The organism is Microbacterium sp. NPDC055683 (assembly GCF_053617895.1).
Map to the genome: position 1 here is coordinate 17,656 of NZ_JBSHGQ010000008.1, position 22,464 is coordinate 40,119.

20 protein-coding genes are annotated in these 22,464 nt (G+C 74.0%); 12 read left to right on the forward strand and 8 right to left on the reverse strand.

What is annotated here, in order from left to right; genetic code table 11:
* Window positions 1-2: 2 nt before the first annotated feature.
* The 3 genes from ACWGPF_RS05180 to ACWGPF_RS05190 all read right to left on the reverse strand — a co-directional run bounded on the left by ACWGPF_RS05180 (window position 3) and on the right by ACWGPF_RS05190 (window position 3,348).
* Window positions 3-1,199 (reverse strand): MFS transporter, encoded by a 1,197-nt coding sequence (locus tag ACWGPF_RS05180; protein WP_452331809.1) that lies wholly within the window; start codon window positions 1,197-1,199, stop codon window positions 3-5.
* Window positions 1,200-1,318: 119 nt separating this feature from the next.
* Window positions 1,319-1,888, reverse strand: coding sequence for an HhH-GPD-type base excision DNA repair protein (locus ACWGPF_RS05185; protein WP_452331810.1), 570 nt, complete (start codon window positions 1,886-1,888; stop codon window positions 1,319-1,321).
* Between the two features lie 152 nt (window positions 1,889-2,040).
* Window positions 2,041-3,348 carry a glutamyl-tRNA reductase gene (locus ACWGPF_RS05190; protein WP_452331811.1) on the reverse strand — a complete coding sequence of 436 codons (1,308 nt, stop codon included), beginning with the start codon at window positions 3,346-3,348 and terminating at the stop codon, window positions 2,041-2,043.
* Window positions 3,349-3,459: 111 nt separating this feature from the next.
* Here ACWGPF_RS05190 and hemE point away from each other — a divergent pair, with 111 nt between their 5' ends.
* The 11 genes from hemE (at window position 3,460) to ACWGPF_RS05245 (ending at window position 13,326) form a co-directional block, all read left to right on the forward strand.
* A complete protein-coding gene (gene hemE / locus ACWGPF_RS05195) occupies window positions 3,460-4,494 on the forward strand; it encodes a uroporphyrinogen decarboxylase (RefSeq protein ID WP_452331812.1) in 1,035 nt (344 codons plus the stop codon).
* A gap of 9 nt (window positions 4,495-4,503) precedes the next feature.
* On the forward strand, window positions 4,504-5,943 hold the full coding sequence (locus tag ACWGPF_RS05200) for a protoporphyrinogen/coproporphyrinogen oxidase (protein ID WP_452331813.1): 1,440 nt from the start codon (window positions 4,504-4,506) through the stop codon (window positions 5,941-5,943).
* Between the two features lie 110 nt (window positions 5,944-6,053).
* Window positions 6,054-6,389 carry a hypothetical protein gene (locus ACWGPF_RS05205; protein ID WP_345441176.1) on the forward strand — a complete coding sequence of 112 codons (336 nt, stop codon included), beginning with the start codon at window positions 6,054-6,056 and terminating at the stop codon, window positions 6,387-6,389.
* The gene (locus tag ACWGPF_RS05210; protein ID WP_345441179.1) at window positions 6,389-6,799 is read left to right on the forward strand and encodes a phage holin family protein; all 411 of its coding nucleotides are present in this window, start codon (window positions 6,389-6,391) and stop codon (window positions 6,797-6,799) included. Before ACWGPF_RS05205 ends, ACWGPF_RS05210 begins: the two co-directional genes overlap by 1 nt.
* On the forward strand, window positions 6,789-7,061 hold the full coding sequence (locus ACWGPF_RS05215) for a hypothetical protein (protein WP_345441181.1): 273 nt from the start codon (window positions 6,789-6,791) through the stop codon (window positions 7,059-7,061). The genes ACWGPF_RS05210 and ACWGPF_RS05215 overlap by 11 nt, the downstream gene beginning before the upstream one ends.
* 52 nt (window positions 7,062-7,113) lie before the next feature.
* Window positions 7,114-7,791 carry a hydrogen peroxide-dependent heme synthase gene (gene hemQ, locus ACWGPF_RS05220; RefSeq protein WP_345441184.1) on the forward strand — a complete coding sequence of 226 codons (678 nt, stop codon included), beginning with the start codon at window positions 7,114-7,116 and terminating at the stop codon, window positions 7,789-7,791.
* Window positions 7,788-8,783, forward strand: coding sequence for a hydroxymethylbilane synthase (hemC, locus tag ACWGPF_RS05225; protein ID WP_452331814.1), 996 nt, complete (start codon window positions 7,788-7,790; stop codon window positions 8,781-8,783). Before hemQ ends, hemC begins: the two co-directional genes overlap by 4 nt.
* 17 nt (window positions 8,784-8,800) lie before the next feature.
* Window positions 8,801-9,631: a uroporphyrinogen-III synthase gene (locus ACWGPF_RS05230; RefSeq protein WP_452331815.1), complete on the forward strand. Its 831-nt coding sequence runs from the start codon at window positions 8,801-8,803 to the stop codon at window positions 9,629-9,631.
* Window positions 9,628-10,611, forward strand: coding sequence for a porphobilinogen synthase (hemB, locus tag ACWGPF_RS05235; RefSeq protein ID WP_452331816.1), 984 nt, complete (start codon window positions 9,628-9,630; stop codon window positions 10,609-10,611). The genes ACWGPF_RS05230 and hemB overlap by 4 nt, the downstream gene beginning before the upstream one ends.
* A gap of 70 nt (window positions 10,612-10,681) precedes the next feature.
* Entirely contained in the window at window positions 10,682-12,004 is a 1,323-nt protein-coding gene (gene hemL, locus ACWGPF_RS05240; protein ID WP_452331817.1) for a glutamate-1-semialdehyde 2,1-aminomutase, read from the forward strand.
* Between the two features lie 596 nt (window positions 12,005-12,600).
* The gene (locus ACWGPF_RS05245; RefSeq protein ID WP_452331818.1) at window positions 12,601-13,326 is read left to right on the forward strand and encodes a DUF2786 domain-containing protein; all 726 of its coding nucleotides are present in this window, start codon (window positions 12,601-12,603) and stop codon (window positions 13,324-13,326) included.
* Between the two features lie 97 nt (window positions 13,327-13,423).
* Here the strand turns inward: ACWGPF_RS05245 and cofC are convergent, their stop codons facing one another.
* The 4 genes from cofC to cofG are packed head-to-tail and all read right to left on the reverse strand — an operon-like array spanning window position 13,424 to window position 18,976.
* Complete coding sequence (gene cofC, locus ACWGPF_RS05250) at window positions 13,424-14,080, reverse strand: 2-phospho-L-lactate guanylyltransferase (RefSeq protein WP_452331819.1); 657 nt, start codon at window positions 14,078-14,080, stop codon at window positions 13,424-13,426.
* The gene (fgd, locus tag ACWGPF_RS05255; RefSeq protein WP_452331820.1) at window positions 14,077-15,090 is read right to left on the reverse strand and encodes a glucose-6-phosphate dehydrogenase (coenzyme-F420); all 1,014 of its coding nucleotides are present in this window, start codon (window positions 15,088-15,090) and stop codon (window positions 14,077-14,079) included. The genes cofC and fgd overlap by 4 nt, the downstream gene beginning before the upstream one ends.
* Complete coding sequence (locus tag ACWGPF_RS05260; RefSeq protein ID WP_452331821.1) at window positions 15,087-16,613, reverse strand: flavin-containing monooxygenase; 1,527 nt, start codon at window positions 16,611-16,613, stop codon at window positions 15,087-15,089. The genes fgd and ACWGPF_RS05260 overlap by 4 nt, the downstream gene beginning before the upstream one ends.
* On the reverse strand, window positions 16,610-18,976 hold the full coding sequence (gene cofG, locus ACWGPF_RS05265) for a 7,8-didemethyl-8-hydroxy-5-deazariboflavin synthase CofG (protein WP_452331822.1): 2,367 nt from the start codon (window positions 18,974-18,976) through the stop codon (window positions 16,610-16,612). Before cofG ends, ACWGPF_RS05260 begins: the two co-directional genes overlap by 4 nt.
* 125 nt (window positions 18,977-19,101) lie before the next feature.
* On the opposite strand from cofG, the gene ACWGPF_RS05270 reads away from it, so the two are divergent.
* Window positions 19,102-19,545, forward strand: a complete 444-nt coding sequence (locus ACWGPF_RS05270) for a hypothetical protein (RefSeq protein WP_452331823.1) — start codon at window positions 19,102-19,104, stop codon at window positions 19,543-19,545.
* 12 nt (window positions 19,546-19,557) lie between these two features.
* Here the strand turns inward: ACWGPF_RS05270 and ACWGPF_RS05275 are convergent, their stop codons facing one another.
* A complete protein-coding gene (locus tag ACWGPF_RS05275; protein WP_452331824.1) occupies window positions 19,558-22,320 on the reverse strand; it encodes an ATP-binding cassette domain-containing protein in 2,763 nt (920 codons plus the stop codon).
* Window positions 22,321-22,464 lie beyond the last annotated feature (144 nt).

Below are 22,464 nucleotides of genomic sequence, written 5' to 3' on the forward strand. Positions count from 1 at the left end.
TGTCACGCGTCGACGGGCGCCGCCTTCTTCGGGTTCGGGATCTGCGCCACGGCGAGCACGGCCAGCACAGCGGCACCGGCGTAGAGGTAGAACGCGCCCGGGTAGGCGGTGCCGGCGGCGACCATGACACCGGTCGCCCACGGGCCGATGATGGCGCCGAAGCGCCCGATGCCCGAGGTGAGGCCGATACCGGTCGCCACGAGGTTGCGGGGGTACACGTGGCCGGCGAAGGCGTACATGAGCGTCTGGGCGCTGAAGACGAAGACGCCCGTGATGAAGATCGCCGCCGTGAGGGCCACCTGCGCGTCGAAGGGGATGGACAGCACGACGAGCAGCGCCGCGGCCGCGGCGAACCAGATCATCGCGACGCCCTTGATGCCCCGCGCGTCGGCGGCGAACGCGCTGATGACGAGCCCGGCGATCGCGCCGAGGTTGAGCACGAACAGCATGATGAGCGAGTCGGCGACGGGGTAGCCGGCTGCGCCCATGATCTTCGGAAGCCAGGCGTTGAGGCCGTAGACGAGCACGAGCCCCATGAACGCCGCGACCCACAGGCCGATCGAGGAGCGCAGGTAGCGGGGCTTCAGGACGTCGGTCATCGACGTCTTCTGCCCACGCGCCCGCTCCTCGGCTGGTGCGGTCTCGGGCAGGCCGATCCAGAGCAGGACGAGCAGGACGAGACCGAGGCCGCCGCCGAGGTAGTAGAGCAGTGACCACTCGGCGCCCGCGAAACGGCCGGCGAGCGACGCGAGCACGGCGCCCAGGTGGTAGCCGATCATGGGGATGTTGTTGGCGAGCGCGCGGCGCCCGACGGGCGCCGCCTCCTGCATCATGGCGAGCGCGACGGGCATGCAGCCGCCGAGACCGAGGCCCGCGACGAAGCGGGTGAGGCCCATGAGGGCGGCGTCGGGCATGAGCGGGAACGCGAGCGTGAAGACCGAGAACACGGCGACCGCCACGAGAAGCGGGGCGCGTCGGCCGAACCGGTCGGCGATGCGGCCCATCGATGCGGCACCGAGCCCGACGCCGACGAGCGAGACGGTGTTGACGATGTTCATCTCGTCGACCGAGAACCCGCCGATCGCGGGATCGGTGAGCACGGGGATGGTCGCGCCGAGGGCGACGATGTCGTACCCCTCGAACACGACGATGAGGAAGCAGAGGATGGCGAGCCAGCGGCGGCTCTGCGGGGCGGTCATCGACGTCGTCGTCCCTTCCGATTCGCTCCATCGTGCGCCGATGCACGACGGATGCCCCGGAATCGTGTCAGGTCCGCTCCGGTATGCCGGTCAGGACTCCCGCTGAGCGGGAATCCGGATCATCCCTTCTTCGCGGCGGCCTTCATCGCGCGCTTGTGCTCGCGCACCTTCGCGAGCGACTCGGGGCTCGTGATGTCGGCGACGGAGCGGAAGGAGCCGTCCTCCCCATACGGGGCCGACGCCTCTCGCCATCCGTCGCCCGTGAACCCGTACTGCTTGCCGAGCAGGGCGAGGAAGATCTTCGCCTTCTGCTCGCCGAAGCCGGGGAGGCCCTTCAGGCGCTTGAGCACCTCGCGGCCCGACGGGGCGTCGCGCGTCCAGATCGCCGCCGCATCGCCATCCCAGTCATCGACGACCGCCCGGCACAGCTGCTGCACGCGCCCCCCCATCGACCCGGGGTAGCGGTGCACGGCAGGCGTCTCGCGGAACACCTCGACGAGAGCCTCGGGGTCGTAGCCGGCGAGCGCCGCGGCGTCGACCGCTCCCGCTCGCTCGCGGATCTTCTCGGGCCCGGCGAACGCCGTCTCCATGGCGACCTGCTGGTCGAGCAGCATCCCGATGAGGAGCGCGAGCGGGTTCTCGCTCAGCAGGGTGTCGGCGGTCTCGTCGCCCGTGATGTGAAGCGCCATGGATCCATCGTCGCAGGTGGGGGGACACCGTGCAGGAGATTCGGGCCGCACCCTTGTTCCGGGCCGCGGGAACACGCGGGCCGGCGGCAGCACGCACGGTGGTTCTCCTGCGGTGTGTCCGCCGGAGGCGCCAGCGGATGGCCGGGGCCGGCTCAGCCCGCGCGGACCTCGCCCGTGAAGGGGCAGGCGGCGGCGGAACCGGCATCGGCGGGCGCGACAGCGGGCCGCGCGTCGATGCCGAACAGCGTCTCCAGCGCGTCGAACACCTCGTCCGAGCGGCCGTCCGCGGCGAGCTGCGCGGCCCGCGCGGTGGGGGTGTGCAGCATCACGCCCACGAGATGCCGCAGCGCCTGCTCGACCTGCGCGCCGTCACCCCGGCCGCGGGCCCGGTCGACCTCGGCCTGCGTGAGTGAGAACATGTGCTCGCGCAGCGCGACGATCGCGGGCTGCGCGCTCTGACGGCGCCCGGCCATCCGGAACCGGGCGGCGGCGTCCTCGACGATCGCGCGCGCGGCCTCCGTCGCCTGCAGCTCCTCGAGGGGCGCGTGCAGGCGGATGGTCTCGAGGTCGAGAAGCGTGACGCCGTCGACGGCCGAGACGTCGGGGGCGACGTTGCGCGGCATGCCGAGGTCGATCACCATGAGTGCATCCGCCGTGCCGGTCGCCCGCAGCAGGGCGCCGTCGATGACGGGCTCCTCGCGCGAGGTGCACGTGATGACGAGGTCGGCCTCGGCAAGCGCCTCGGGGAACGCGCCGCCGTCGACGCTGCGCAGGCCGTGCTTCGCGGCGAAGGCGGAGCCGCGCCCGGAGGGGGAGTGCACCGCGATGTCGTCGACGCCGTGATCGCGCAGCGCGGCCAGGGTCGCCGCCGCGTACGAGCCGGTGCCGACGAGCAGCGTGCGCTGCGTCGTCCAGTCGGCGATGCGGCTGCCGGCCAGGTCGAGAGCGAGGCGCACGAGCGAACGGCCGGCGCGGCCGAGCGCCGTGCTGTTCTTGACGCCCTTCTGCGTCTCGGTGGCGCGCTGGAAGAGGCGCTCCAGCTCGCTGGACGTGGTCCCGTGACGACGCGCCTCGTCGAGCGCACGGCGCACCTGGCCCCCGATCTCTCCCTCGCCGACGATGACCGACTCGAGCCCGGAGGCGACGGAGAAGAGGTGCGCGGCGACATCCCCGCCCGAGGCGAGCTCGTACGAGCCCTCGAGATCGTCGGCCGTGACGCCCGTCGCCTCCTCGATGGCGACGCGAGCCGCCGCGAGACCCGCCTCGCGTGCGGCCTGCGGCGACGTCTCGTCGATGTCGATGTACGCCTCGAACCGGTTGCAGGTCGACAGCACGACGGTGCCGCGGACGCCGTCGGCGTGACCCTGGATGATCGGAGCGATGTCGGTGGTGTGCGTGCTCAGCCGTTCGAGGAGGGTGAACGGGGCGGTCTTGTGACTCGCGGACAGGCAGAACAGCACATCGTCATTCTACTCCTCGTAAAAGTGCGCGCAGGCGACGTCCAGACTCGGGGAAGGCATGCCTAACCTGCACTTTCCGTCTTCCCAGTCGGCGGGTGGGAGGATGGCCGCATGCCTTCCTCCGACGCGCCGCTGCTGCGCGCCCTGCGCGGCGACCGACCAGAGCGGACCCCCGTGTGGTTCATGCGCCAAGCCGGGCGATCGCTCCCCGAGTACCGGGAGCTGCGGGTCGGCACGCGCATGCTCGACGCATGCCTGACCCCTGACCTCGCCGCAGAGATCACGCTGCAGCCCGTGCGCCGCCACGGCGTGGACGCCGGGATCTTCTTCAGCGACATCGTCGTCCCGCTCCGGCTCGCCGGCATCGGGGTCGAGATCGAGCCGGGCCGCGGCCCCGTGTTCGCCGACCCCGTGCGCACCCGCGCCGACGTCGACCGCATCGTCGCCATCGATCCCGCCGAGGTCGCGGCGGCCGCTGACCCCGTCCGCGAGGCCGTGCGCGCCGTCGTCGCCGAGCTCGACGGAACCGGCACGCCCCTCATCGGCTTCGCGGGAGCCCCTTTCACCCTCGCGGCGTACCTCGTCGAGGGCGGCCCCTCGAAGGAGCACCTGCGCGCCCGCGCCATGATGCACGCGGACCCCGCGGCGTGGCATGCCCTGGCCGGATGGCTCGCGCGGGTCTCGCGCGCCTTCCTCTCCGCGCAGGTGGAGGCGGGCGCGGCCGCCGTGCAGCTGTTCGACTCGTGGGCCGGTTCGCTCGCCCCCGCCGACTTCCGCGCCTTCGTCGCCCCGCACTCGTCGGCCGCCGTCGCCGGCGTCGACGTGCCCGTCATCCACTTCGGCGTCGGCACGGGGCCCGTCCTCGCCGACATGCGCCTGGACGGCGCCGCGTCTGCGGTGGGCGTCGACTGGCGCGTGCCGCTCGACGAGGCGGCGGCCGTCGTCGGACCCGGCACGACGGTGCAGGGCAACATCGATCCTGCTCTGCTCACCGCGCCGTGGGAGGTGCTCGAAGCGCATGTGCGGGACGTCCTCGCGCGGGGCCGCGCGGCCCGCGCGCACATCGTCAACCTCGGCCACGGCGTGCCGCCCGAGACCGACCCCGACGTGCTCACGCGCATCGTCGGACTCGTCCACGCAGCCTGAGGGAGACCCGTGACCGAGCCGCTCGAGGAGCTCTACGCCCACGCCAACGGGACGCACGTCGTCGTCGTCGGGGGCGGCGTCTCCGGGCTCGTCGCCGCGCTCGAGTGCGCGAAGGTCGGCATGCGCGTGACGGTGCTCGAGGCCGACGAGCGAGCCGGCGGCGTGCTTCGTGCGGGCGAGGTCGGCGGCGTCGTCCTCGATCTCGGCGCGGAGAGCTTCGCGACCCGCGGGGGAGCGGTGCGCCGGCTGGTCGAGGAGCTCGGGCTCGGAGACGACGTCGTCGCGCCGGCCCCTGGCGGCGCGTGGGTGGCAGGGATCCCCGGCATCGGCGCGGCACCGCTGCCGAAGGGCGGCGTCCTCGGCATCCCCGCCAACCCCTTCGCCGACGACGTGCGTCGCATCCTCGGGTGGGGTGGCGCCTGGCGCGCCTACCTCGACCGGCTCCGCCCCGTGCTCACGATCGGCCACGCGCACAGCCTCGGCCGCCTCGTGCGGACACGGCTCGGCGCGAAGGCGCTCGACCGCCTCGTGGCGCCCGTCACGTCGGGTGTGTACTCCGCGCATCCCGACGACATCGACCCCGATGTCGCCGCCCCCGGGCTCAACGCCGCCCTCACGCGCACAGGGTCGCTCACGGCCGCCGTCGCCGCCGTGGTCGGCGAGCGCACGGCCGCGCCCGGAGGCGCCGTCCTCGGCATCAGGGGCGGGATGGCCCGGCTCGCCGATGCGCTCGTCGACCGACTCGCCGTGCTCGGGGCCGACATCCGCACGGGTGTCGCGGCGACCGCGCTCGAGCGCGCCGACGGCGGATGGCGCGTGCACGTCGCGGGCGACGACGCCCCCCTCGACGCGGGGCTCGTCGTCGTCGCGACCTCGGAGGCCGCCGCGCGCTCGCTCATCGCTCCGCACGCCGACGGACTCGCCGCGGCGCCGGCGCGGCCGGGGCCCGAGGTCGAGATCGTCACGCTCGTGCTCGATGCCCCGCAGCTCGACGCGCGCCCTCGGGGCACCGGGGTGCTCACGGTGCCCGGGTCGCACACGGCCAAGGCGCTCACGCACGCGACGGCGAAGTGGCAGTGGGTCGCCGACGCGGCGGCCGGGCGCCATGTCGTGCGCGTGTCGTTCGGCACGCAGGGCGAGGCGCCCGCGACGGCCGCGCTCGACGACGACGCGGCCGCCGCGCTCGCGCTCTCCGAGGCGTCGGCGCTCCTCGGCGTCGCGCTCCCCGCGTCGGCGCTGCGCGGGGCCGCTCGCGCCCGCTACACGCAGGCCCAGCCCGCAGCGACGCTGGGTCTGCGTGCCGCCACCGACGACGCCCGTGCGGCCATCCGCGCCGTCGACGGGCTCGGCGCCGTGGGAGCCTGGCTGTCGGGGACCGGCCTCGCGCAGGTCGTGCCGGACGCCGCGGCCGAGGCCGAGCGACTGCGTCGCGGGGCGCTCTTCTCCTGAGGTGCCGGGATACACCCGGGGCCGCTCCGTGACAAGGTGGATGCCGAAAACGGCATACGAAAGCTACTGTGGACGCGGAGCAACACCCGAAACGATGTGAGGAGAACCCGATGCGTGGAAAGCTGGGACTCGTGATCGGCCTCGGTGTGGGCTACGTGCTGGGCACGCGCGCCGGCCGCGAGCGCTACGAGCAGATCAAGGACAAGGCCGAGGAGGTCTGGGAGCTGCCCGTCGTGCAGAAGCAGGTCGCCAAGGCGAAGGACCTCGCCAAGTCGAGCGCCCTCGCCGTGCCGCGTGCCGCCTGGAACGGCGCCATCAAGGTCGTCAAGGCCGCGACCACCCCCGGAACGCCCGGTCAGCGTCTCGACGCCGCCCTCGACGAGACCGGCGATGCCGCGGGCGACGTGAAGAAGGCCGCGGACGAGCAGAAGAAGGCCGCGCGCTGATGCCCGGGCCCTCGCCGCTGCGCGACCGCGCGGACGACAGCCTGTTCTCGCTCATCGGCGACGTCCCGGAGCTCGTCCGCAACCTCGTCGTCGCCGAGGTCAACGCGGCGAAGAAGTGGGCCATCCAGGCCGCCAAGGACGCCGGGATCGGCACGGGCTTCATGCTCGTGGCGCTCTTCTTCGTGTTCTGGGCCATTCCCGCCTTCCTCGCCTTCGTGGTCGCGCTGCTGGCGCTGTGGCTCCCGGTGTGGGCGTCCGCGCTCATCGTGTTCGGCATCGGGCTCGTGCTCGCCGTCGTCGCCGTGCTGCTCGGCATCCTGCGGTTCCGTCACCTCTCGCGCAGCGAGAATCCCGTGAAGGCCGCGAAGACCGACGTCAACATCGTCAAGGAGGTCGCCGATGAGTTCTGAGGCCCCGCACCCCAAGACCGTCGTGCCGAGCGGGATCTCCGACCCCGTGGAGCTCGCACGCGCCGAACTGAAGGCGGCGCTGGCCGCCATCGAGATCAAGGGCAACCTGCCGCGCCGCGCCGCCGAGGCGACGCAGCGCGGTGCCGTGAAGGCGCGCGCCTTCGCGCAGAAGAGCCCGGTCGCAGCGGCAGCGGCGGCGGCGGGTGCCGCTGCCGCGATCGGCTTCGCCATCTGGGGAGCAGCTCGCCTCATCGCCCGCTGACGGGGTCGCGACCGGATTTCCGCCTCCCGGCGCGCAGGCGCATGATGGAGGCATGTCTGACGCACCCGAGACGACCGGCGACAACTACAGCCTCTGGACCGTGTGGCGGCGCGATCCGCACAACCCGGTCACGGAGGGCGACGCCACGGAGCTCGAAGACATCGTCGCGCTCCTCGAGGGCGAGGGCATCACCATCCGCGGGTTCTACGACGTCAGCGGGCTGCGGGCAGACGCCGACCTCATGATCTGGCTGCACGGCGCGGTCGCGGAGGACCTGCAGCGTGCCGTCCGCCGGCTGCGCCGCACCGAGCTCCTGAAGAACCTGCTCCCGACCTGGCACGCCATGGCCGTGCACCGCGACGCGGAGTTCAACAAGCGGCACGTGCCCGGCTACCTCCGGGGCATCCCCGCGAAGGGATGGCTCACGGTGTACCCGTTCGTCCGCAGTCACGAGTGGTACCTCCTCCCGGAGGACGAGCGCCGCGCCATGCTCGCCGACCACGGCCGCAAGGGCGCCGCCTTCACGGGCGTCGTCGCCAACACGATGGCCTCGTTCTCGCTCGGCGACTACGAGTGGATGCTCCCCATGGAGTCGGACGAGCTGACGGAGCTCGTCGACATGATGCGCGAGCTTCGCTACACGGATGCCCGCCGTCACGTGCGCGAGGAGGTGCCGTTCTACACGGGTCGTCGGATCCCCGCGTCCGCCGTCCCCGAGGTGCTGCAGTGACGGCCGGCGCCATCCGCCTCGGCACGCGCCGGAGCGCGCTCGCGATGGCGCAGTCGGGGCAGTTCGCCGCCGCGCTCGAGCGCGTGGCAGGACGCCCCGTCGAGCTCGTGCAGATCGTCTCCGAGGGCGACACGTCGCGCGCGTCGCTGTCGCAGCTCGGGGGCACGGGCGTGTTCGCGACGCGCCTGCGCGAGGCGCTCCTCGCGGGAGGGTGCGACCTGCTCGTGCACTCGCTCAAGGATCTCCCCACGGCCGACGCCCCCGGCCTGCTGCTCGCGGCGACGCCGGTCAGGGCCGATGCCCGAGACGTCGTGCTCACCCGCGACGGCACCCCGCTCTCGGCGCTCGCGGCCGGGAGCCGCATCGGCACGGGGTCGCCCCGGCGCATCGCGCAGGTGAACCGGGCGAACGCGGATGTCTCGGTGCACGATCTGCGCGGCAACGTCGACTCGCGCATGCAGCGCGTGCGCGACGGCGAGCTCGACGCGATCGTGCTCGCCGCGGCGGGGCTGTCGCGGCTCGGAGCCGACATCGACCTGCGTCTCGAGCCGCAGGATCTCGCGGCCTGGCCGACGGCGGCAGGCCAGGGGTCGCTCGCGGTCGAGACGCGGGACGACGTCGACGACGAGCTGCTCGCGGCCATCCGCTCGCTTGACGACCCCGCGACGCGCTTCGCCGTCACGGTCGAGCGGACCATCCTCGCCGGCGTCGAGGCCGGATGCCACGCGCCCGTGGGCGTGCACGCCGACGTCGTCGACGGGCGTCTGCGCGTGCGTGCTGCGGTGTACGGTGCCCGCCCGGGCGACGAGATCGTCGTCGACCACGACGAGACCGTGGGGGAGGAGTATATTCGTCCGCAGGGCAGTGGCGATGGTGCCGACTCTGCCCGGCGCGTCGTCCCCGAGCGAGCCAGCGCGATCGGCACCGTTGTCGCCGGTCGGCTTCTCGACCGAGGGGCGTCCGACCTCGTGTCCCCCTCGACCACCTCATGACGAAGCCAGTGGAAACCATGACCGGAAAGCCCCTCGCCGGATGGCGCGTGCTCGTGCCGCGCGGCGGACCCTGGGGCGACAGCGTCGCGGCGCGGCTGCGCTCCGACGGCGCGGTGCCGGTGATCGCCCCGCTCATCAACTTCGCTCCCACCGAAGACCTCGCCGCGCTCGAGCAGGCGCTGCGCGAGCTCGCCGACGGCGCGTTCGACTGGCTGACGATCACGAGCGCCACGACGGTCGACGTGCTCTACTCCTACGGTGCGAAGATCCCCGACGGCACGAAGGTCGCCGCGGTGGGCGAGACGACGGCCACGGCGCTGCAGGCGGTCGGCTACCGCGTCGACCTCGTCCCGGACACCGACAACTCCGCGGCCGGACTCGCGCGGCAGCTGCTCGCCCTCGAGCCGGAGCCGCGCCGCATCCTCACGCTGCGCAGCGAGATCGCGAAGCCCGTCCTCACCGACGCGCTCATCTCGGCGGGCCACGACGTCCACAGCATCGTGGCGTACCGCACCGTCGGCGTCCCCGCGACGGAGCGCGCGCACCGCGACGTCCTGAACGGCCGCATCAACGCCATCCTCGTCACGAGCGGATCCGTCGCGCAGCAGGTGCGCGAGCAGTTCCCCGACATCCCCGACGAGACCGTGATCGCGGCCATCGGCCCTCGTACGGCGCGCGATGCGGATGCCGTGGGTCTCCCCATCCAGCTCGTCGCCCCCAAGCAGACGATCGAGTCGCTCATCGTCTCGCTCGCGGCCATCCCCGTGCCGCCGCCGTCTGACGCCGCGCGCGCCGTTCCGCCCACCACGCCCACCGCGGTCATCCGGATCCCGGGGGGTCGGTCGTGAGCTTCCCCGTGCACCGCCCGCGCCGCCTGCGGCAGTCGCCCGCCGTCCGCCGGCTCGTGCGCGAGACGCAGCTCGTGCCGTCGCAGCTCGTGCTGCCCGCCTTCGTGCGGGAGGGGATCCGGGAGCCGATCGACATCTCCTCGATGCCCGGTGTGCGCCAGCACACGCTCGACTCGCTGCGCCGCGCCGCGGCCGACGCCGCCGAGGCGGGTGTCGGCGGCATCATGCTGTTCGGCGTGCCCGCCGTGCGCGACGCCGTCGGCTCGGGCGCCGACGACCCCGACGGCATCCTCAACGTCGCGGCGGCCGCCGTCGCCGCGGAGGTCGGCGACGCGCTCGTCGTGCAGACCGACCTCTGCCTCGACGAGTTCACCGATCACGGCCACTGCGGCGTGCTGACGCCGTCGGGCGCCGTCGACAACGACGCGACCCTCGAGCGCTACGCCGCGATGGGCGTCGCGCAGGCGCGTGCCGGGGCGGCTCTCTTGGGCCTGTCGGGCATGATGGACGGCCAGGTGGAGGCTGTGCGCACGGCGCTCGACGACGAGGGGTTCTCCGACACGATCATCCTGGCGTACTCGGCGAAGTACGCCGGCGCCTTCTACGGACCCTTCCGCGAGGCCGTCGACTCGCAGCTGAAGGGCGACCGCCGCACCTACCAGATGGACCCGGGGAACGCGCGCGAGGGCATCCGCGAGGCCGTGCTCGACGTCGAGGAGGGCGCCGACATCGTCATGGTGAAGCCCGCACTGCCGTACCTCGACGTGCTCGCCGACGTGCGCGCCGCGGTCGACGTGCCGGTGTGGGCGTACCAGGTGTCGGGCGAGTACGCCATGATCGAGGCCGCGAGCGCGAACGGCTGGATCGACCGCAGGGGCGCCATCGAGGAGTCGCTCCTGGGCATCCGCCGCGCCGGCGCCGACGCGATCCTGACCTACTGGGCGGTCGAGGCCGCGGGCTGGCTGCGCGAACGGCCCTGAGCAGCACGATCCACGGGGCCGCGCCGCCGCTCGCACGCGACGCCCATCCGCGGCGCGGGAGAATGGACGCATGACCGACCGGAACGACGCCCTGTTCGCCCACGCCCGCGACGTGATCCCCGGCGGGGTCAACTCGCCGGTCCGCGCCTACGGCTCGGTCGGGGGGACGCCGCGCTTCCTCGCGTCGGCGCGCGGCGCGTACGTGACGGATGCCGCGGGCCGGGAGTACGTGGACCTCGTCGCCTCGTGGGGCCCCGCGCTGCTCGGCCACGCCCATCCCGAGGTCGTCGCCGCCGTGCAGGAGGCGGCGGCGCGCGGACTGTCGTTCGGGGCGCCGACGGAGGGCGAGGTGGAGCTCGCGGAGCTCATCGCCGGCCGCGTGCAGGCGGGCGGGCTCCGCCCCGTCGAGCAGGTGCGCCTCGTGTCGACGGGAACCGAGGCGACGATGACGGCCATCCGACTCGCGCGCGGCGTCACGGGGCGCGACCTGCTCGTCAAGTTCGACGGCAACTACCACGGGCACTCCGACGGCCTGCTCGCGGCAGCGGGCTCGGGCGTCGCGACGCTCGCGCTGCCCGGAACGGCGGGCGTGCCCGCCGCCATCGCCGCCCAGACCCTCGTCGCGCCGTACGGCGACCTCGAGGCCGTGCGCGAGATCTTCGCGGCGCGCGGGCACGAGATCGCGGCGATCATCGTGGAGGCCGCTCCCGCCAACATGGGCGTCGTCCGTCCGGAACCCGGCTTCAACGCCGCGCTCGCGCGGATCGCGCACGAGGCGGGGGCCCTGCTCATCCTCGACGAGGTGCTGACGGGATTCCGCGTGCACCCTGCCGGCCACTGGGGTCTGCAGGTCGAGGCGGGCGAGGCGTTCGAGCCCGACATCCTCACGTTCGGCAAGGTCGTGGGCGGCGGGATGCCGCTGGCCGCGCTGGGCGGCAAGCGCGCCGTCATGGACCAGCTCGCGCCCGTCGGACCGGTGTACCAGGCGGGCACGCTGTCGGGCAATCCGCTGTCGGTCGCCGCGGGTCTCGCGACGCTCCGCCTCGCCACGCCGGAGGTCTACGCCGCCGTCGACGCCGCGGCGTCCGCGGTCGCCGACGCGCTCGATGCGGCGCTCACGGCGGAGGGTGTCGTCCACGCCGTGCCGCGCGCGGGCAGCCTCTTCGGGCTCGCCTTCCTGCCGGAGGCCCCGCGCGACTACGCGACGGCGAAGACGCAGGAGGCGTTCCGCTACACGCCGTTCTTCCACGCGCTGCTCGATGCGGGCGTCTCGCTGCCGCCGAGCGTGTACGAGGCGTGGTTCCTCACCGCTGCGCACGACGACGAGGCCGTCGGTCGCATCGTCGACGCCCTCCCCGCCGCCGCGCGAGCCGCGGCCGCCGCGACCGCCTGACACATCCCGCAGGGCGCCTCGTCGGCGGCGCCCCGCGGTCCCCCCGGCCCCTCGTCGGCGGCGCCCCGCGGTCCCCCCGGCCCCTCGCTCGGGGCTCCTCGTCCGGCGCTCCTCGGCCGGGGCTCCTCGTCCGGGTGGCGGTTTCCGTCCCCAGGGTGGCCGTTGGGGACGCGAACTGCGACCTGGGCGGGTGGGTTGTTTGTCCGGGTTGCGGTTTCGGTCCTTGGGGGCGGGTTTCGGGCCGTGAACTGCGACCTGGGCGGGTGGGGTGTTTGTCCGGGTGCCGGTTTCCGTCCTCGGGGCGGGTTTCGGGACGTGAACTGCGTCCTGGGTGGCGGGGATTCGTGTCCGCGTTGCAGGTTCCGTCCCCAGGGCGGCCGTTGGGGCCGTGAACTGCGACCTGGGCGGGTGGGGTGTTTGTCCGGGTGGCGGTTTCCGTCCTCGGGACGGGGTTGGGGACGCGAACTGCGACATGGGCGACGGAACGTCCCGTGCACAGAACTCGGGTCGCCGCTCGTCATCCCCATCCGGCTCCCGCGGACCGCGTGGCGGGGGTGGTCGCGCGGAGGATCGTCGAATCCGATCGAGGAGGAGACATGTCCGACCACAAGCTGGATCTCATCGCCAAACTGCTTGCGAAGGCCGAGAGCACGACGCCCGAGGAGGCCGAAGCGCTCACAGAGCACGCCGAGCGTCTCATGGTGAAGTACGGCATCGACCGGGCGCGGATCGACGCCCGGCGGGCGCGCGAGGGCCGCTCGCAGGAATCCGTCGTGATGGAGCGGATGCTCTCGACGGGCGCGTACGCGCGGGAGCTGCGCGACCTCGGCACGATCGTCGCCGATGCGCTCGGCACGCTCCGGCCGCTGCAGGCGGGACCGACCGGTGCCGGCGCCATCCTGTACCTCGTCGGGTTCTCGTCCGACGTGCAGCAGGCGCTCGTCCTCATCGAGAGTCTGCGCGTGCAGGCGCTCGTCGCGATGCGCCGCTGGTGGTCTCGCGAGCGCGACGCCTGGAGATGGGCGAGCGAGAGCGAGCGGCGTCGCGCGCGCAGGGGATTCATCCTCGGGTTCGGCGTCGGCGCGGCCGCGCGCATCCGCGAGAACCGCCGAGTCGTCGTGGAGGAAGCGGGAACGGGCACCGAGCTCGTGCTCGCTTCGCGCAGGGCCAGCGTCGACGCCTACGTCGACACGCTCGCGACGACCACGGCACGGTCGCGGCGCAGCGCGGATGGACGCGGCTTCGCGTCGGGGCACCTGTCCGGCCGGGCGGCGAACACGGGGGAGGCGGCCCTCGGCGCGCGCGGGAGCCTGCCGCGGTGATCTCCAGGTGGCGGTTTCCGTCCTCAGGGCGCCCGGACGGGCCGCGAACGGCGACCTGGGGGAGGAACCCCACTCGCTCGGGTCGCAGTTCCCGTCCTCAGGGGCCGGGTTCGGGCCGTGAACTGCGACCTGGGCCGAGCGCCGCTGTACAGGGCCCCAGCCCGAGCGCCGCTGTGCGGGGCCCCAGCCCGAGCGCGGCCGCGGCGTCGAGCTGCGCGAGCGTGTCGACGTCGCGGCGCAGCGTCGACGTCGCGGCGATGTCGAGCTCGACGAAGCCCGCCGCACGGTGGCGGGCGGCCGAGCCGGGGCCGAACGCGGGCTCCAGCGCCGCTCCCCCGCGCGCCGTGACGAGCGTCGACCCCGTGCCCTCGGCATCCGGGACGAGCCCGAGTGTCACCGCCTCGGCGAGCCCGAGCGCCGCGTCGAGATCGGCCGGCCGCAGCGCCGGCAGGTCGCCGAGCAGCACGGCGCGCGGCCGGTCGGCTGCCACCGCCGCGAGCCCCGCGCGGATGGCGGGGCCGAGTCCCGCGGGCGCCGTCTCGTGTACGACGCGGACGCGGGAGGCCGGGTCGTCGGCCCACGCGCCATCCGCCGTCACGACGACCACCTCGGCGACGCGCGCCGCTCGGCACGCGGCCTCGACGGTGTCGCGCGCGATGGCCTCCGCGAGGACGGCGCGCCCGCTCCCGCCGAGCCGCGACTTGCCGACGGCGGCCGGCTTGACGGGGACGACGACGTGCCAGGCCGCCGTCACGCGCCGTACTCGGCGCGCAGGCGCGGCAGCACCTCTTCGCCGTAGAGCCGCAAGAACGCCTCCTGGTCGTGTCCCGGGTCGTGGAAGACGAGGTGGCGGAAGCCGAGCTCGATGTTCGCGCGGATGGCGGCGAGGTGCTCGTCGACGTCGTCGGACACGATGAAGCGCGACGCCGCCCGCTCGACGGGCAGCTCCTCGGCGAGACGCTGCATCTCGAGCGGGTCGTCGACGCCCATCTTCTCCTCCGGCTTCAGCGCGAGGGGCGCCCAGAAGCGTGTGTTCTCGAGCGCCTGGGCGCGGTCGCGGCGGAACGACACCTTCACCTCCATGAGGGTGTCGACGTCGTCGCGCGTGCGTCCCGCCTTCGCGAGGCCGTCGTCGAACGCCGGGAGCAGCGTGTCGGTGTACAGCGACGGGTCCTTGCCGCTCGTCGTGATGTAGCCGTCGGCGATGCGCCCCGCGAGCCGGGTCGCGGCGGGCCCAGACGCGCCGATGTAGATCGGGACGAGCTCGTCGGGGCGGTCGTAGATCGTCGCGTTCCGCACCGAGTAGTACGCGCCGTCGAACGTCACACGGTCGTCGGTCCACAGGCGGCGGATGAGCCCGATCGCCTCCTTCATGCGCTGGAAGCGCTCCGGGGGCTCCGGCCACTCCAGGCCCAGCGTCACCTCGTTGAGCGCCTCGCCCGTCCCCACGCCGAGGATGAAGCGGCCGGGGTGCATCGCGCCGAGCGTGCCGAAGGCCTGGGCGACGACGCCGGGGTGGTACCGGAACGTCGGCGTGAGCACCGAGGTGCCGAGCAGCACGCGCGACGTGCGCTCGGCGGCCGCGCCGAGCCACGGGAGGGCGGCCGGTGCATGCCCGCCGTCGTGCATCCACGGCTGCAGGTGGTCGCTGAGGAACACGGAGTCGAAGCCGACCTCCTCCGCGAGCACGGCGTAGTCGAGCAGCTCGCTCGGGCCGAACTGCTCGGACGACGCCTTGTATCCGAACCGGAAGGGGATGGTCATGGCAGTGCTCCTTCTGGGGTGAGGGATGGCCGGCGCACGTCGTGCGCGACCAGGGCGAGACGCTCGCGGAAGGCGGCGACGGTTCCCGGCCACAGCAGCGTGAGCCGGCCGCTCCGGGAATCGACGTACCAGTTGTCGCAGCCGCCGGCGACCCAGGGGGTGCGCGCGGAGCGGTCGACGATCTCGCGCGTGTACGCGGCCTCGGCCTCCGCCGTCACGCGCACATCCGCGCCGTCGGCGATGAGCGCGGCCGCGAACGCCGCCTGCTCCTCGAGCACGAGCACGGCGGAGGTGTGGCCGAGCGCCGCGTTGGGGCCGCCCAGCACGAACAGGTTCGGGAAGCCGTGCACGAGCGTCGACCCCACCGAGGTCATCCCGTCGGCCCAGTGCGCGTCGAGCGTGGTGCCGTGCTCGCCCGTGACGAGGCGCGCGTACGGCTGCCGCGTCGACGCGAAGCCCGTCGCCAGCACGAGCACGTCGGCGCGGTGCCGTGATCCGTCCGCAGCGACGAGCACCCCGTCGTCGATCCCGGCGAGGGCCGACGGCACGAGGTCGACGGCGTCGGATGCGACAGCGGGATAGAAGTCGTCGCTCAGCAGCACGCGTTTGCAGCCGAACGCGTAGCCCGGTGAGAGCGCGGCGCGGAGCGCGGGGTCGGCGACCTGCCGGACGAGATGCGCGCGCGCGACCGCCTCCGCCTCCGCGGCGGCGCGGGGGTCGCCCGACCGCGAGGCGAACCGCGCCTCGCCCTCGTCGTGCAGGCGCGCCCGGAGCGCGGCGGCGACCAGCGGGTCGGCCAGCTCGGCCTGTTCCTGCGGCGTGTACGCGCGGTCCTCCTTGGGGACGATCCACGCGGGCGTCCGCTGGAAGAGCACCACCTCGGCGCCGGCGGCGGCCAGCCGCGGCACGAGCTGCACGGCGCTCGCGCCCGTGCCGACGACAGCGATGCGGCGGCCGGCGAGGTCGAGCGACGGATCCCAGCGGGCGGAGTGGAGGATCGGGCCGTCGAAGGTCTCGAGCCCCGACAGCTCGGGGATGCGCGGCTCGGTGAGCCGCCCGCACGCGAGCACCAGGTGGTCGGCGCGCAGCTCGTCCGAGCACACGGCAGGAGATCCAGCCGCTGCGGCAGCCTGGAACCGGTTCCCGGCCCCGACGCGCTGCGGATCTCCTGCGGTGTGTCCGCTCGTCCGCACGACCCAGCCGTCGTCGTCCCATCGGGCGTCGACGAGCGCCGTGCCGAACCGGATGTCGAACCCCTCGTCGTGCGCGATGCGCTGGAGGTAGCTGCGGATCTCCTCGCCCGGTGCGAACACGCGCGACCAGCCCGACCACGGGTGCGTCGAGAGCCCGTAGAGGTGCGAGGGCACGTCGCACGCGACCCCGGGGTAGACGTTGTCGCGCCACGTGCCGCCGACGCCGTCGCTGCGCTCGATCACGACGACGTCGCGCTCGCCGCGGGCCTTCAGCGCGAGTGCCGCGGCGATGCCCGCGAACCCCGCCCCCACGACGACGACGCGGCTCACGCGCGGCCGCCTGCGACGTCGCCGTAGGTCGTCGTGCGCTGCCGGAACGAGCGGAACAGGCGCGTGGCGATGCCGCGTGCCGCGTCCAGGGGCAGCTCGAGCCCCGCCTCCACACCGGCCCTCGGCGCGACGCGACCGTCGAGGAGCGTGCCGCCGAGGTCGTCGCCACCCGCGCGCAGCAGCTCGATCGTCGTCTCGACGCCGTGGCGCGTCCACGGGATCTGGATGTGCGCGATGGCGCCCGTGAGCAGGAGACGCGACACCGCGACCATGGCGCGGTGCTCGTCGAGCGCGCTGCGGCCCGGCACCAGGGGACGGCCGCCGCCGGGCAGCGGGATGGGCACGAACTCGGTGAAGCCGCCCGTCTCGCGCTGGATCGCGAGGAGCGTCCGCAGGTGGGCGATGCGCTCGGCGGCCGTCTCGACATGCCCGTAGAAGAGCACCGACGTCGACCGGAACCCGGCGCGGTGCGCTGCGGTGATGCCCTCGATCCAGCGGTCGATCTCGAGGTCGCCGGGCGCGATCTCGCGGCGGACGCGCTCGCTCAGCACCTTGACCCCGGTGCCGGGGACGGTGCCGACGCCCGCCTCGCGCATGGCCTGCAGCGCGCCGTCGAGGCCGAGCCCCGTGCGGTCGGCGAGATCGGCGACATCCTGCGGTCGGAACGCGTGCAGATGGATGGCCGGGGCCGCCTGCGCGAGCGTGCGCGCGATGTCGAGATACGCCTCCGGGCGCTCGCCGGGTGCGACGAGCCCCTGCACGCATATCTCGGTGAGGCCGAGGTCGACCGCGTCGCGGGCGATGTCGCCGAGGAGCGCGAGATCGTACTCGTCGTCGGCACCGGCCCCCGCCGCGCGGAATCCGCTCGAGGCGACGTTGCGGTTCGCGACGACGCCGACCGACTCGCCGACCGTGTAGCGGCGGACGTCGTCGGCCGTCTGCGCGAGGGCGTCGAGCTCGTCGCCCGTCGCGACGAGCAGGCGCCCCCACTCGGCGTCGTCGAGCGAGGCCGGGTCCTGCGCCGCGCGTTCGAGGACGGCGGCGATGAGGCCTCCCGGCGCCGAGAGCGACACGCCCAGGTCGCTCGGCGCGGGTGAGGCGACGCCCGACGGCGCTCGCCCCTCCGGCCGCACGAGGCCGCCGTCGGCCGCCGTGCGGGCGAGGCCGTCGGGTCCTGCGAGCGCGCGCGTGGCGTCTCGGATGGCCGGGTCGAGCCATCCGTCGTCGACGAACTCGGGATGCGCCGTGAGCCGTTCGCGCAGGGTGAAGCCGAGCTCGGCCGTGCGGGCGGCGAGATCGTCGAGGTGGGGCCACGGCCGCTCGGGGTTCACATGGTCGGCGGTGAGGGGCGACACCCCGCCCCAGTCGTCGGCGCCGGCCTGCACGAGCAGATCGAACTCCTGCGGGTCGGAGAGGTTGGGCGGCACCTGGACGCGCATGCGCGGACCGAGCACGAGCCGCGCGACGGCGACCGCGGCGACGTACTCGCGCAGGCCCGCGTCGGGCGCATCCCGCATCGCGGTGCGCGGCTTCGCGCGGAAGTTCTGCACGATGACCTCCTGCACGTTCCCGTGCCGCTCGTGCACGTCGCGCAGCGCGACGATCGACTCGGCGCGGTCGCGCAGCGTCTCGCCGATGCCGACGAGGATGCCCGATGTGAACGGGATCCGGGCGCGCCCCGCGTTCTCGAGGAGCGCGAGGCGGACGGCGGGGTCCTTGTCGGGGGAGCCGTAGTGCACGCCGCCCTGCTCGGTGAAGAGGGCGCGCGACGTCGTCTCGAGCATGACGCCCATGGACGGGGCGACGGGGCGGAGCGCGGCGAGCTCCTCCGGGCTCATGACGCCGGGGTTCAGGTGCGGCAGCAGCCCCGTCTCGTCGACGATGAGCCGGGCCATCGCGCCGACGTACTCGAGCGTCGACGCGTAGCCGTGCGCGTCGAGCCAGGCTCGGGCCTCGGGCCAGCGCGCCTCCGGACGGTCGCCGAGCGTGAGCAGCGCCTCCTTGCAGCCGAGCGCCTGACCCTGCCGGGCGACGGCGAGCACCTGCTCCGGCGACATGTAGGCCGGCTTGCGCTTCTTGAGCAGCTGGCCGGGGGTGTCGACGAAGACGCAGTAGTGGCAGCGGTCGCGGCACAGCGTCGTCAGGGGGATGAACACCTTGCGCGAGTAGGTGAGGACGCCGGATCGGCCGGCGAGAGCGAGGCCCTCGTCGCGCACGCGGGAGGCCGTCCGCAGCAGGGCGGACAGGTCGTCGCCCTCCGCCTGCAAGAGGGCGTGGGCGTCGTCGACGTCGAGCCGCTCGCCGCGCTCGGCGCGGTCCAGGGCCCCGAGCAGGGAGGGGGCAACCTGGTCGATCGGAGTCACCGCTCCAGTCTCCCACCGCCGCCGCGGGCGGGCGCCGCGCGCTCTGACGACGTCCACAGCGAGATCGTCACGGATCTGTGAGGTGCGGCCATCCGCTCGGCCGCGCGCGCTGGCAGGATGGACGCATGGTGTCCCTGCTCCTGGATCGCTCGCAGCTGGAGATCGTGCTGTCGCCGACGGAGCGCGCCCTCGCGTTCCAGCGGAGCAGCGTCCGCGTCGAGCGGCGGTCGATCGTCAAGGTGCAGCTCACGGAGGACCCGTGGACGTGGCTGCGGGGAGTCCGTGCGACGGGAACGCACATCCCCGGTGTCGTCGCGCTCGGCACCTGGCGCGCGGAGTCGGGCGACGACTTCGCCGCGGTGCGCGGTCGCCGCCTGCCCGGCGTCGTGATCGACCTCGACGGGACGGGCGCCTTCGAGCGGCTCGTCATCTCGACCCGGCACGGCCTCGCGCTCACGAAGGCCCTGCGCCTCGATCTGTCGCAGCAGGCGGACGTGGCCGATCTCGCCGCCGCGACGCCGCGGAAGCGGGCGCCGCGCGCCGCGCCGCGCCCCGCCCCCGCGGTCTGAGGATCCCCCGGGTCAGCGCTGCTCGTCGCCCTCCGGGCGCTCGTCCGCGTCGCCGCGGAGCAGCTCGTCGAACGACACGCTCTCGTGGTGCTCGCCGGCCGTGACGTCGGAGTCGTCCTCGTCGTGCTGCGGCGGCACGAGCGGGATGGCGACGGTCTCGGTCGCGCCGGAGTCGATCGTCGGGATCGCGACCGTCGGCGCACCCGGGTCGCCGAGGAACGCCGCGGCGCCGCCGATCGCCTCGTCGCCGCCCGACAGCAGGTTCGCGAGACGGTCGGAGCCCGGGAGGTGGGGGCGCTCGCCGTCGTCGAACGGCACCCATTCGTCCGCCTGCTCGACCGCGTCGGGGGTGTCGGCGTCGTCGTGCGGGGCGTGCTCGTGCGCACGGCCCTCGCGCTCCGCCGCCGTCACGGACTCGGGAGCCTCGTGCTCACGACGCCACTCGCCGTGGTCGCCGTCGAGCGCGGGCGAGTTCGCGAAGGCGTCGGCCTCGGCGATCTCGCGCGCGAACGCATCGTCGGATGGCGCGGGCCGCGTCGCCCCCTCGGCCTCGTCGGCCGTCTCCTCGGCGATCTCGGACTGCTCCTGCGGCGTCTCGTCGTGCGCGCTCGCGTCGTCGGCGGACTCCCCGTCTGCGGGCGCGGCGGGCGCGGCGTCCGCGGAGACGTCGTGGGGGGCTTCGTCCGCCTCCGCACTGTCGGCCGTGCTCTCGTCGGCCGTGCTCTCGTCGGCCGAGGCCTCGGCGGCCGAGGCCTCGTCGACCGAGGCCGCCGCCGCGTCGGCGTCGAACCCGAGCGCGGCGAACACGCCGAACCCGTCATCCGCGGTCTCGTCCTCCGAGAGGGGAGCGTCTTCCGCATCGGGTTGCGCAGCGTCACCACCGGTCGCCGTCTCCTCCGAGTCGGTCTCCTCCGAGTCGGCCTCCTCGACCGGGGCGTCTCCGCCCGCGTCGCCGTCAGCGGCTTCGTGCTCGTCAGCCGCGCCGTCTGCGGTCTCGTCGTCGGCGTCCTCGCCGGCGTCGGAGGCGGCGTCGGTCGACTCGCCGTCGGCCTCGGCATCGTCAGCCGCGTCGTCCGTCGTCTCGTTGTCGTCGCCTTCGCCGTCGGCGGCTTCGTGCTCGTCTGCCGCGCCGTCTGCGGTCTCGTCGTCGGCGTCCTCGCCGGTGTCGGAGGCGGCGTCGGTCGACTCGCCGTCGGCCTCGGCCTCGGCCTCGCCAGCGGGATCGTCAGCCGCGTCGTCCGTCGTCTCGTTGTCGTCGCCTTCGCCGTCGGCGGCTTCGTGCTCGTCTGCCGCGCCGCTTTCGGCCTCCGCGTCTGCGGCCTCGTCGTCGCCCGACTCCCCGTCGGCCTCGACGACGACATCGGGATCGTCAGCCGCGCCGCTTTCGGTCTCGCTGTCGCCGCCTTCGCCGAGAGCGGTCTCGCCCTCGACAGCCGCGACATCGCCCGGCTCGCCGATACCGTGCTCGCCGGTGGCAGCGTCGCCCACGGCATCCCCAGCTGAGGCATCCTCGGCCTCGGCAGCCTCTCCGTCGGGAGCCGCAGCACCGGCGGTCTCGCCGTCGCCGTCGCCGGCCTCCCCGGTCTCGCCCTCTGCGCCCTCGATGTCGGCCGCTTCCGCGTCGCCATTCTCGACGTCGACTGCCTCGGGGCCGGCAGACCCGTCGTCGGCACCCTCGATGTCGGTCGCTTCCGCGCCGCCATCCGCGGCGCCCGCTCCCGCGACGGCGCCCGCTCCCGCGACGGCGCCCGCACCCGCTCCCGCACTCGCTCCCGCGGCGGCGCTCGTGTCCGCGCCGTCCGCCGCAGCGTCCGCATCCGCCCCCTCACCCGCGCCATCCGCCTCGCGCCGCGGCTCGAGGGCCGCGGTCATGGGCGGCACGTACTCGCCGTTGACGAGCTGCAGGAAGACGTCCTCGAGCGAGGGGCTGCGCTGCTGCAGCGTCGTGAGCGCGACGCCCGCCTGCGCGGCCACGGAGCCGATCTCGGCCGCCGTGGCACCGTGCACGTTGATGCCGGAGCGGAGCAGCTCGAACGAGTAGCCCGCCGCCCGCAGCGCCTGCGAGAGGCCAGCGCGGTCGAGCGAGTCCACCGCGACGGTCTGCGACGACGCGTCCTCGAGGTCCTCGATGCCGCCGGCGAACACGAGCGAGCCGTTCGAGATGACGAGCAGACGGTCGGCCACCTGCTGGATCTCGCTCAGCAGATGAGACGACACGAGCACCGTGCGTCCCTCGTCGGCGAGGCGCCGCATGAGCAGGCGCATCCATCGGATGCCTTCGGGATCGAGGCCGTTCGCCGGCTCGTCGAGCACGAGCACGCCGGGGTCGCCGATCATCGCCTCGGCGACCGCAAGGCGCTGCGTCATGCCCAGGGAGTACCCCGACAGGCGCATGTCGGCGATCTCGGCGAGGCCGACGAGCGACAGCACCTCTCCCACCCGCGAGGCCGCGACGCCCGCCTGCCGCGCGACCGCGGCGAGATGCTTGGACGCCGTGCGGCGCGGGCGGAACGTGGGGCTCTCCGGAACCCAGCCGACATGGCGGCGCGGTCCGGACAGCTGCGCGAAGGTCTTGCCGTCGATCGTCGCCCGGCCGGAGGTGGCGCGCACCTGGCCCAGCAGGATGCGCAGCGTCGTCGTCTTCCCCGCGCCGTTCGGCCCGAGGAACGCGGTCACGAAGCCGGGGTCGACGCGCGCGGTGAAGTCCGAGACGGCGGCGATGCCGTCGAAGGTCTTCGTGACGCCGGTGAACTCGAGCACCTTGCCGTCGGTCATGGTGGCCCCTCCAATGCGAACATGCCCTGCGCGAACATGCCCAGTGCGTGCATGTTCTGTCTATCTTGTCGGAGACCGTGCACGAAACGCGGCACATCCGTGTCGCCTTCCTCCACGGGCAGCGGTCGCGGGGCGCCTCGGCAC